Origin of the sequence: Methylobacterium sp. WL116 (assembly GCF_008039455.1) — a bacterium.
In the GTDB taxonomy this organism is placed as follows: Bacteria; Pseudomonadota; Alphaproteobacteria; order Rhizobiales; family Beijerinckiaceae; genus Methylobacterium.
Genome location: NZ_VRUV01000130.1, coordinates 1 through 9,997, shown reverse-complemented (window position 1 = coordinate 9,997; position 9,997 = coordinate 1). Strand labels below are relative to the sequence as shown.

Annotated in this window: 10 protein-coding genes, 1 pseudogene and 1 riboswitch; of the genes and pseudogenes, 8 read left to right on the top strand and 3 right to left on the bottom strand. The window is 70.6% G+C overall.

Features of this window, described 5'->3' with window-relative positions:
* From argJ to FV223_RS11950, 3 genes are all read left to right on the top strand, one after another.
* Window positions 1–1,082: bifunctional glutamate N-acetyltransferase/amino-acid acetyltransferase ArgJ (gene argJ / locus FV223_RS11960; protein WP_147727257.1), on the top strand; the 1,082-nt coding region annotated here is incomplete at its 5' end.
* Window positions 1,079–1,795 (top strand): SIMPL domain-containing protein, encoded by a 717-nt coding sequence (locus tag FV223_RS11955; RefSeq protein WP_147727256.1) that lies wholly within the window; start codon window positions 1,079–1,081, stop codon window positions 1,793–1,795. The genes argJ and FV223_RS11955, both read left to right, overlap by 4 nt.
* Window positions 1,792–2,208, top strand: coding sequence for a (deoxy)nucleoside triphosphate pyrophosphohydrolase (locus FV223_RS11950; protein WP_147727255.1), 417 nt, complete (start codon window positions 1,792–1,794; stop codon window positions 2,206–2,208). The genes FV223_RS11955 and FV223_RS11950 overlap by 4 nt, the downstream gene beginning before the upstream one ends.
* A 5-nt stretch (window positions 2,209–2,213) precedes the next feature.
* Here FV223_RS11950 and FV223_RS11945 read toward each other — a convergent pair whose 3' ends face one another.
* On the bottom strand, window positions 2,214–2,747 hold the full coding sequence (locus tag FV223_RS11945; protein WP_147727254.1) for a GcrA family cell cycle regulator: 534 nt from the start codon (window positions 2,745–2,747) through the stop codon (window positions 2,214–2,216).
* Between the two features lie 417 nt (window positions 2,748–3,164).
* Between FV223_RS11945 and FV223_RS11940 the strand changes: the two genes are divergently transcribed.
* From FV223_RS11940 to flaF, 3 genes are all read left to right on the top strand, one after another.
* Entirely contained in the window at window positions 3,165–4,352 is a 1,188-nt protein-coding gene (locus FV223_RS11940; protein WP_147727253.1) for a patatin-like phospholipase family protein, read from the top strand.
* 81 nt (window positions 4,353–4,433) lie between these two features.
* Window positions 4,434–6,059, top strand: coding sequence for an ABC-F family ATP-binding cassette domain-containing protein (locus tag FV223_RS11935; protein ID WP_147727252.1), 1,626 nt, complete (start codon window positions 4,434–4,436; stop codon window positions 6,057–6,059).
* Window positions 6,060–6,256: 197 nt separating this feature from the next.
* Window positions 6,257–6,619, top strand: a complete 363-nt coding sequence (gene flaF / locus FV223_RS11930; RefSeq protein WP_147727251.1) for a flagellar biosynthesis regulator FlaF — start codon at window positions 6,257–6,259, stop codon at window positions 6,617–6,619.
* A 164-nt stretch (window positions 6,620–6,783) separates the two neighbouring features.
* Here the strand turns inward: flaF and FV223_RS11925 are convergent, their stop codons facing one another.
* Window positions 6,784–7,074 carry a hypothetical protein gene (locus FV223_RS11925; RefSeq protein WP_147727250.1) on the bottom strand — a complete coding sequence of 97 codons (291 nt, stop codon included), beginning with the start codon at window positions 7,072–7,074 and terminating at the stop codon, window positions 6,784–6,786.
* A gap of 371 nt (window positions 7,075–7,445) precedes the next feature.
* Window positions 7,446–9,335 (bottom strand): phosphomethylpyrimidine synthase ThiC, encoded by a 1,890-nt coding sequence (thiC, locus tag FV223_RS11920; RefSeq protein ID WP_147727249.1) that lies wholly within the window; start codon window positions 9,333–9,335, stop codon window positions 7,446–7,448.
* 75 nt (window positions 9,336–9,410) lie between these two features.
* Window positions 9,411–9,519: riboswitch (TPP riboswitch) on the bottom strand.
* 118 nt (window positions 9,520–9,637) lie between these two features.
* On the opposite strand from thiC, the gene FV223_RS11915 reads away from it, so the two are divergent.
* Window positions 9,638–9,832 carry a hypothetical protein gene (locus FV223_RS11915; RefSeq protein WP_147727248.1) on the top strand — a complete coding sequence of 65 codons (195 nt, stop codon included), beginning with the start codon at window positions 9,638–9,640 and terminating at the stop codon, window positions 9,830–9,832.
* 62 nt (window positions 9,833–9,894) lie between these two features.
* Window positions 9,895–9,997 (top strand): annotated as a pseudogene (locus tag FV223_RS11910) (phosphomethylpyrimidine synthase ThiC); the annotation flags it as partial.

Sequence of the window (9,997 nt, the reverse complement as noted above, 5' to 3'; positions counted from 1 at the left end):
CCATCGAGATCGCCGAGCGCGGCTACCTCGCGCCGATCGTGGTGCAGCAGAAATGGGCCGCCGCGGCAGCGGTCCCCGACCTCGTGCGCCAGCCGGGCTTTTCGGAGTTCTTCCTGCCCCGCGGCCGGGATGCGGTCGCGCTCACGGCACGGATCGCGGCCGCCGCCGCCGGCTGCGCCGAGACCGAGGTGTTCATCGCCTCCACCGGCGTCATCGGCGAGCCGCTGGACGCTACCAAGTTCGAGGGCGTGCTCGCCGATTGCGCCGGGCGCACGGTGCCGGGCGCCGAGGCCTGGGAGGCCGCCGCCCGCGCGATCATGACCACCGACACCTTCCCGAAATGCGCGACGCGGACCGCCGAGATCGACGGGGTCGCGGTCACGATCAACGGCATCGCCAAGGGCGCCGGGATGATCGCGCCGGACATGGCGACGATGCTGGCCTTCGTCTTCACCGACGCGGCGCTGCCGCAGCCGGTGCTGCAGGCGATGCTGGCGGAGGGCACGGGCAAGAGCTTCAACTGCGTGACGGTCGACGGCGACACCTCGACCTCCGACACGCTGATGCTGTTCGCCACCGGCAAGGCCGCGACCGCGCCGGTCGCGGACGCCGCCGACCCGCGGCTCGCGGGCTTCCGCGCGGCGCTGGACGACCTGCTGATCGAGCTGGCGCAGCTCGTCGCCAAGGACGGCGAGGGCGCCCGCAAGTTCGTCACCGTCGAGGTCGGCGGTGCCGAGAGCGACGCCTCCGCCCATCGCATCGCGATGTCGATCGCCAACTCGCCGCTGGTGAAGACGGCGGTCGCGGGCGAGGACGCCAATTGGGGCCGCGTGGTGATGGCCGTCGGCAAGGCCGGCGAGCCCGCCGACCGCGACCGCCTCGCGATCTGGTTCGGCGACGTGCGCGTGGCGGTGGCCGGCGCCCGCGACCCGGATTACAGCGAGGATGCCGCGAGCGCCGTGATGCGCGAATCCGACGTCACCGTCCGCGTCGATCTCGGGCTCGGAACGGGCAAGGCGCGGGTCTGGACCTGCGACCTGACCAAGGGCTACATCGAGATCAACGGGGATTACCGCTCGTGAGGCGCCTCGCGATCGCCCTGACTTCCGGCTTCTGCCTCCTGGGGTCGCCGGCTCGCGCCGACGATGACTGCGCGCGCCGGATCACCGTGACCGGGCGCGCGCAAGCCACTCAGGCACCCGACTTCGCGACCGTCGTCATCGGCGTCGAGGCCAAGGCGTCCAACGCCGCGGCGGCACTCGATGCGTCGTCACAGGCGGTCGGCGGCGTCGTGGCGCTGGCCGGGCGACTCGGCGTGCCGACGGGCGACGTCGGCACCGCGGCCGTCGTGCTGGAACCGGCGACGCGGACCGTGACGCGACCGGACGGTACGCGGCAGGAGCAGCCGGACGGCTACCGCGCGACGAACCGCGTCAGCGTGCAGCTCGCCGATCTGGGCCGCCTCGGCGACCTGCTGCGACAGGCTCTCGATACGGGGGCGAACAGGATCGATGCGATCACCTTCGGGCTGAAGGATCCCCTGGCCGTCGAGAACCGCCTTCGGGTGGAGGCGACGCGCGACGCGCGGTCCCAGGCCCAGGCGTTGGCGGAAGCGGCAGGCGCCAAGATCGGCGGCCTCTGCCAGCTCACCGTCGGCCATGGGCAGCTGCCGGATGCGGCGCAGGCCTTTCGCTTTTCCGCAGGATCGCGGTTTGACGCCAAGCGTGTGCCGATCGAGGCCGGGCTGATCGCGAGTCAGGCCGAAGCGACGGCCTCGTTCGCGGTGGAACCATGACGGCGCCGGTGCGCCTGCTGCTCGTGGTCGCCGTGGCCTTGGTCGATCACGACGGCCGCGTGCTCGTCAGCGAGCGGCCGCCCGGCAAGCAGCTGGCGGGCCTGTGGGAGTTTCCCGGCGGCAAGGTGGAGGCGGGCGAGCGCCCCGAGGCGACGCTGATCCGCGAGCTGGCCGAGGAGATCGACATCCGGGTGGAGGAGCCGTGCCTGGCGCCGCTCACCTTCGCGAGCCACGCCTATCCGGACTTCCACCTGCTGATGCCGCTCTACGTCTGCCGGCGCTGGAACGGCACGCCGCGCCCGCTCGAGGGCCAGGCGATCAAGTGGGTGCGCCCGCGCGACCTGCGCGAGCTCGCGATGCCGCCGGCCGACGAACCGCTGATCCCCTACCTGATCGACCTGCTCGGCCCTTGAAAGCCTTAGCGGAAGCCGGCCACGCGGCGGTCGCGCTTGCGCTCGGCCGCCGGCTGGTAGGCGATCTGGGCGTGATGCGTGCAATAGGGCAGCCCGGTGATCGAGCGGGCGCCGCAGAACCCGAATTCCGGCGTGGTCGGGTCGCCGATGGGCCAGCGGCACATCGATTCGCGCAGATCCATGATCGTCACGCGCTGCGAGGCGGAGAGCGCCACCGGCTCGGGCGCGGCGGCCGGAACCGGGAAGTCCGGCGCGGGCCGGTGCGCGAGGATCGCCACCGGCTCGGGGGCCTCGGCCTCGACCACGGCGATCGCCGTCTCGATCTCGACCTCCTGCACCGGCTTGCGCCGGGCGGCCGCGACGTCCTCGGCCGGCTTGATCACGCGGCCCGAGAGGCCGAGCCGGTGCACCTTGCCGATCACCGCGTTGCGGGTGACGCCGCCGAGCTGCGCCGCGATCTTGCTCGCGCTCTGGCCGTCTTCCCACAGCTGACGCAGCAGCGTCACGCGCTCGTCCGTCCAACTCAAGATTGTGTCCATGGTCTCGCCCCTCCCGATCTAGACCCGCGGACTGCCCCGGTCCCCCGCAGTCAAGGCGCGGATCGGGCGCGACCTGTCCCCGCTGACCGGCTGGTCCCGAAAGTCGGGACGAGGCCGGTCCGAAGCCCGTCGTGCGCGCCGCTGGTCATAGCCGCCATACCCCCCCTGAGGCATCCGGCGACGAGGGCAACCTACAGGACCGTTCTCCGCCGATGCAAGGCCGGCGGAAGCGGAGCCGTGGCTGTCCACCGCCCATTGTCCGGGCGGCGACGACCGCGGTTCCCGTGCGCCGGGTGTGACCCGGCCGCATCACCGCCGGCGGCAAGGCCGCGTTGCGGTCGCCCGGCCGGAACGCTAGTATGGTCAAGCTCGTTCGCATGCCGTGACGGCCCGGATCGGGCGTGGGATTTTTTGACGATGTCGCGTCGATACGGTTGGCTGCGCGGGTGCCTCGCCCTCGCTGTTGCGGCCCAGCTTGCCGCCTGCTCCTCGGTGCCGAGGATCCCGTACACCGCCGCCGAGGCGGCGGTCGCGGGCGTGCCGGGCATTCCCGGCGCCCGCGTGTTCTCGGACGCCTCGGTCGAGACCTTCACCGAGATGGCGTCGACGCCGCAGAACAAGCGCCAGGGCTTCAGCTACCTCGCCCTGTCCGGCGGCGGCGGCGACGGCGCCTACGGCGCGGGCGTGCTGAACGGCTGGTCGGCCTCGGGCACGCGGCCGGAATTCTCGCTCGTCTCCGGCGTCAGCACCGGGTCGCTGATCGCGCCGTTCTCCTTCCTCGGCTCGTCCTACGATTCCTACCTCACCGACATCTACACCAGCGGCATCGCCAGCACCCTGGTGCAGAGCCCGAGCGTCGTGAACGTGCTGTTCGGCTCCGGCCTGTTCGGCGACGGCCGCCTGCGCAACCTCGTCGGGCGCTACGTCAACGCCGACCTGCTCGCCGCCATCGCCGCCGAGCACGCCAAGGGCCGCCGCCTGCTGGTGGTGACGACGAACCTCGACAGCCAGCGCGCCACGATCTGGAACATGGGCGCCATCGCCGCGAGCGGCGCGCCAAACGCGCTCGACCTGTTCCGCGACGTGCTCACCGCCTCGGCCAGCATCCCGGCGGTGTTCCCGCCCCAGCTCATCGACGTGCAGGCCGAGGGACGCGCCTTCCAGGAGCTGCACGTCGACGGCTCGGTGGTGACGCCGGTCTTCACCCTGCCGCAGGCGCTGCTGCTGCGCGACAAGCGCCTCGCGACCGGTCAGAAGGGCCGGATCTACGTCATCATCAACGGTCGCCTCGAGCCCGAGTTCGACGTGGCGCAGAACAACACCCTGGCGATCGTCGGGCGCTCGTTCACCACGGCGAGCCGCGCCCGCAGCCGCCAGACGCTGGCGGCGACCTACGCCTTCGCCCGCGAGAACGGCGTCGGCTTCAACCTCACCTACATTCCCGAGGACGGCCCCAAGCTGACGACGCCGGACGGCTTCAGCACCACCTACATGCGCAACCTCTACGTGGCCGGCTTCGAGCGCGCCAAGACCGGGCGGTTCTGGGAGAGCACCGTGCCGGCCGCGCCGTTGACCAAGGCGATCGCCAGCGCGGCGACCCGGTAGGCCTCGGCGCGCTCGCACATCGTGCTGCAGTGCGGTAGGGAGTGGGGGAGCGCCCCCGCTCCCGGCCCGTGACCCCCCATCATGCTGCAGATCGAAGACCTCACCTTCAACATGTGGGGGCGGCGCTTCTTCACGAAGGCCAGCGTGGCGATCCCGCCGGGGGCCAAGGTCGGCATCGTCGGCCGCAACGGCGTCGGCAAGTCGACGCTGTTCAAGATCATCCTCGGTGCGTTCCAGCCGGATTCCGGAACGGTGTTCCTGCCGAAGACGGCGCGCATCGGCTCGGTCGACCAGGAGCACCCGGCGACGCCGGTCAGCCTGATCGACACGATCCTCGCGGCCGACGTCGAGCGCGACGGCCTCTATGCCGAGCTGGAGACCGCCGAGCCCGAGCGCATGGGCGAGATCTACGGCCGGCTGATCGAGATCGACGCCGACCGGGCGCCCGCCCGCGCCGGCGAGATCCTGGCCGGCCTCGGCTTCTCGGTGGCCGACCTCGAGCGGCCGATGTCGGAGTTCTCCGGCGGCTGGCGGATGCGGGTGGCGCTCGCCGCCGCCCTGTTCGCCGCCCCCGAGATGCTGCTGCTCGACGAGCCGACGAACTATCTCGACCTCGAAGGCGCGCTCTGGCTCGAGGCGCGGCTCAAGCGCTACCCGCACTCGGCGCTGATCATCAGCCACGACCGCGAGCTGCTGAACAACTCCGTCGACGCGATCCTGCACGTCGCCAACGGGCAGCTCGAGCTCTACACCGGCGGCTACGACGACTTCGAGCGGCGCCGCGCCGAGAAGGCGAGGCTCCAGCTCTCGGCCAAGGCCAAGCAGGACGCCGAGCGCGCCCACCTGCAGAGCTTCATCGACCGCTTCAAGGCCAAGGCCTCGAAGGCCGCGCAGGCACAGTCGCGGGTCAAGCGCCTGGCCAAGCTCGAGCCGATCGCCACCACGATCGAGGAGCACGTCGCGCCGTTCCATCTGCCGTCGCCGAAGCGCCCGCTGGCGCCGCCGCTGATGCACCTCACCGACGTCGAGGTCGGCTACGGCGACGATCCCGCGATCCTGCGCGGCCTGAACCTGACGCTCGACATCGACGATCGCATCGGCCTGCTCGGCGTCAACGGCGCCGGCAAGTCGACCTTCGCGAAGATGGCGGCCGGCGCGCTCGACATCCGCTCGGGGCGGATGGCGCGCGAAGGGCGGGTGCAGGTCGGCTGGTTCCACCAGCACCAGATCGAGGCGATGGACCCGAAGGATACGCCGCTGGCCATCATCCGCCGCGAGCGGCCCGAGGACGGCGAGTCGGCCCGCCGAGGCAAGCTCGCGAGCTTCGGCCTCGCCTACGAGAAGCAGGAGACCACGGTCGATGCGCTGTCGGGCGGCGAGCGGGCGCGGCTGCTGCTGAACCTCGTGGCGATGCGGGCGCCACACCTGCTGATCCTCGACGAGCCGACCAACCACCTCGACATCGACAGTCGCCGGGCGCTGCTCGACGCGCTGAACGACTACGAGGGCGCCGTCATCCTCATCACCCACGACCGCTCGCTGATGGAGCTCGTGGCCGACCGCCTCTGGCTCGCGGCTGACAACACCGTGAAGCCGTTTCCCGGCGACATGGACGACTACGCGAAGTTCGTCCTCGACCGCTCCCGCGCCGGCAAGAGCGCGCCGGGACAGGGGCGCGAGAAGAAGGGCAAGAAGCGGGCTGCGTGATCCTTAGGCGGGATCATGATAGGAACGATCGAATACAGTCGATCGTTCCGCTGCGGCGCCGTCCGGCCGACGCTGTGCTTGAACAATCGCTCGGGCGGCCGATGCAATTCTCGTCCGCGGCGCTTACCCTATGTTAAGGCGCGCGCTGCCATAACCCCACCCCGTGCCCGCCGGCCTGCGGGTGGAGCGTCAGACCGATGAGTTTCGCCGCCAACGCCTACACGAGAACCGCGAACAGCGTCCTCAGCCCGCGCGAGGCGGAAGCCGCCGTGCTGATCAAGGCGGCCCAGCAGCTTCAGATGGTCAAGGACGACTGGACCAACCAGTCCGCCAACCTGAACAAGGCGCTGAACTTCAATCAGAAGGTCTGGACGCTCCTGGCAGGCGCCGCGACGGCGCCCGAGAGCCCGCTTCCGATCGCGATCAAGAACAACATCGGCCAGCTCTCGGTCTTCGTGTTCCGGCGGATCATCGACACGCTGATCGAGCCGGGCGCCGACAAGCTCTCGGCGCTGATCAACATCAACCAGCAGATCGCCGCCGGCCTGCGCTCCTCGTAGGCCGCGCCGGACCGGCGGACGCGACCGGGCACGGGACGCGGCGCGTCCCGTCGCCTCGGCTTCGGCGACCCGGTCTCGACAGGCATGGCGACGCAAAAAAGGGCCGAGGCGCACAGCCCCGGCCCTTTCGTTCCGCTCGGCGTCACGACTGGCGGAGGCGCCGCTCACGCCTCGCGATCGACGGGCTTGTCGGCCGTCCTGCGCTCCGCCTGAGCCTCGGCGTAGGCGCGCGACCGCAGCACCGACACGTCCGGAAGCTGGACCAGCACCGCACCGGTGCCGGGATCGAGCACCTGATACACGACGCTCTTCGTATCCCGGTCGATGGTGATGCGCCGCTCGTCGTTGGTCCGATCCGACGCGGCGTCGCCGCGCGACCGTCCGTCATCGGAGACCGCAGCGCCGCTGCGATCGCTTCTGCCGATGTCAACGCGAACGGCCGGATCGAGCGCCACCGGAGCCGCCGCCTCAATGAGTCTGGCAGGCTGGACGACGGGCGGTGCGCTCAGGCGCGTCGGCGTCGGCGTCGGGGGTGTCACTTCGAAGGTACTCATCGCGCACCTCTACGGGTCCCGTTGCGGCATGAGACCAGAAGCCGTGCGGCGCGTGAATCGTATCTTAAGACTTCGCCCCGGTACCCGACTGAGCGGGATCATCCTGAAGAATCAGGCAACGACGCGGATCGAATTTTAACGGTTCGCCCCGGCATGCGCCGCGTTCCCGGGGCCCGGTCGAGCGGATGCGAGGCCTTGGAAGCGATCCGCCCCCGCGCGCCTGTCGGCGGGCGGGGGCGGAGCGCTCGGTCATGCGTCCCAGTGTGGCGCCGTCACTCGGCGGCGTCGACGTAGAGCTTGCCGCCCTCGGCCAGGAACTCGCGCGACTTCTCCGCCATCCCGGCCTCGCGCTCGGCGCTGGTGAGGATCGGCGCTGTGTTGAGCACCTCGCCGGCGGCCTCCATCGCCAGCACCTCGGCGCGCAGGTCCTGCGTGATCTTCATCGAGCAGAACTTCGGCCCGCACATCGAGCAGAAATGCGCGACCTTGTGGGCGTCCTTGGGCAGGGTCTCGTCGTGGTAGGCGCGCGCCGTGTCCGGGTCGAGGCCGAGGTTGAACTGGTCCTCCCACCGGAAGTCGAAGCGGGCCTTCGACAGGGCGTCGTCGCGCAGCTGCGCCGCCGGGTGGCCCTTGGCCAGATCCGCGGCGTGGGCGGCGATCTTGTAGGTGATGACGCCGGTCTTCACGTCGTCGCGGTTGGGCAGCCCGAGATGCTCCTTGGGCGTGACGTAGCAGAGCATCGCGCAGCCGAACCAGCCGATCATCGCCGCGCCGATGCCGGAGGTGATGTGGTCGTAGCCCGGCGCGATGTCGGTGGTCAGCGGGCCGAGGGTGTAGAACGGCGCCTCGCCGCACTCGGCGAGCTGCTTCTCCATGTTGACCTTGACCTTGTGCATCGGCACGTGGCCCGGCCCCTCGATCATCGTCTGGCAGCCCTTGTTCCAGGCGATCTTGGTCAGCTCGCCCAGCGTCTCGAGCTCGGCGAACTGCGCCGCGTCGTTCGCGTCGGCGATCGAGCCGGGGCGGAGGCCGTCGCCGAGCGAGAACGAGACGTCGTAGGCGCGGCAGATGTCGCAGATCTCCTCGAAGCGCTCGTAGAGGAACGATTCGCGGTGCCCGGCCAAGCACCAGCGCGCCATGATCGAGCCGCCGCGCGACACGATGCCGGTAACGCGCCGCGCGGTGAGCGGCACGTGGGCGAGGCGGACGCCGGCATGGATCGTGAAGTAGTCGATGCCCTGCTCGGCCTGTTCGATGAGCGTGTCCTTGAACACCTCCCAGTCGAGCTTGAGCGGATCGCCGCCGACCTTCTCGAGCGCCTGGTAGATCGGCACCGTGCCGATCGGCACCGGCGAGTTGCGGATGATCCACGAGCGGATGTTGTGGATGTTGCGGCCGGTCGACAGGTCCATCACCGTGTCGGCGCCCCAGCGGATCGACCAGACCAGCTTCTCCACCTCTTCCGCCGCCGACGAGGTGACGGCCGAGTTGCCGATGTTGGCGTTGATCTTCACCAGGAAGTTCCGGCCGATCGCCATCGGCTCCAGCTCGGTGTGGTTGATGTTGGCCGGGATGATCGCCCGGCCGCGGGCGACCTCGTCGCGCACGAACTCGGGCGTGATGAACGGCGGCACCGAGGCGCCGAAGCTCTCGCCATCGGCGAGCGCCGCGTGCGCCCGGTCGAGCATCTGCTCGCGGCACAGATTCTCGCGGTGGGCGACGTAGATCATCTCCTCGGTGACGATCCCGGCGCGGGCGAACTCGTACTGCGTCACCATCTGGCCCGGTCCGGCCTTGCGGATCGTCCGCTCGGCGGGGCAGGGGGCCACCAGCTTGTCGGCCGGCACGAAGCCGTTGTCCTCGGGCTTCACAATGCGCGGCTGCACGGCGGCGTAGTCGCGCTTGGCGATCCACGGGTCGCGCAGGGTCGGCAGGCCCTTGGCGAGGTCGATGCGGGCGTCGGTCTCGGTGTAGGGGCCGGACGGGTCGTAGACCCGCACCGCCGGCTCGTTCGGGTCGGTCAGCACGATCTCGCGGAACGGCACCCGGATGTCCTCCCGGCCGGCCACGCTCGCGTAGACCTTGCGCGAGCCGGTCACCGGACCCGTGGTCACGGTCTCGGGACTTCCCTTGACGTCTTTGGACAGGACGGGCGCGTTCATCGAGTGGGTCTCCCGGCTTTGGGGCGACCCGGCACGCGTCGATGGAGATGCGATGAAGCGGCAGACGCCGGGATCGGCGCCGCAGGTTCCCGTCCCTCCGCCGGTACGAGCCGGATCAGGTTCAAGGGTCAGGACGTCGCGTCCACTCTCAGCCCCCGGTTGCGGGGCCCCCCTCGGAATGGTTCGAATCTCCGCGTGCCGCCGGACTTTGTCAATGCGTGCGGCAGACCATGCTGGGACGGACGGCTGCCGGCGTCGCCGCGGAACGGTTAGGGTCCGCCCGCGAGACCCGGCGGAGACCCATGCGCATCCTGCTCGTCCTGGCGGCGGCCGCCATCGTCTTCGGCGGCCCCATCGCCGCGCTGGCCGTCTTCCAGCGCAACCTGCTCTACCCGGGCGCCTTCATCGCCGGCCCGCGCGCACGCCTGCCGGTGCCGCCGGGCACCGAAGCGATCTTGCTCGTCACCGCCGATGACGAGCGCCTGCATGCCCTGTAGCGGGCGCCGCGCGCCGGCTGCGGCGTCGTGGTCAGCTTCCACGGCAACGGCTCGCGCCCCGAGCCCGCGGCCGGGCGATCATCCCGGCCAACATCAACCACACCGAGCTGGAGCCGATGGCGATCGGCCGGAACTTCCTGGTGAAGATCAACGCCAACATCGGCA

Excerpts from the sequence above, each read along its gene's own strand:
- FV223_RS11950 (WP_147727255.1), top strand. The coding sequence starts at position 1,792 with ATGACGGCGCCGGTGCGCCTGCTGCTCGTGGTCGCCGTGGCCTTGGTC.
- FV223_RS11945 (WP_147727254.1), bottom strand. The coding sequence starts at position 2,747 with ATGGACACAATCTTGAGTTGGACGGACGAGCGCGTGACGCTGCTGCGT.
- FV223_RS11940 (WP_147727253.1), top strand. The coding sequence starts at position 3,165 with ATGTCGCGTCGATACGGTTGGCTGCGCGGGTGCCTCGCCCTCGCTGTT.
- FV223_RS11935 (WP_147727252.1), top strand. The coding sequence starts at position 4,434 with ATGCTGCAGATCGAAGACCTCACCTTCAACATGTGGGGGCGGCGCTTC.
- flaF (WP_147727251.1), top strand. The coding sequence starts at position 6,257 with ATGAGTTTCGCCGCCAACGCCTACACGAGAACCGCGAACAGCGTCCTC.
- thiC (WP_147727249.1), bottom strand. The coding sequence starts at position 9,335 with ATGAACGCGCCCGTCCTGTCCAAAGACGTCAAGGGAAGTCCCGAGACC.
- FV223_RS11915 (WP_147727248.1), top strand. The coding sequence starts at position 9,638 with ATGCGCATCCTGCTCGTCCTGGCGGCGGCCGCCATCGTCTTCGGCGGC.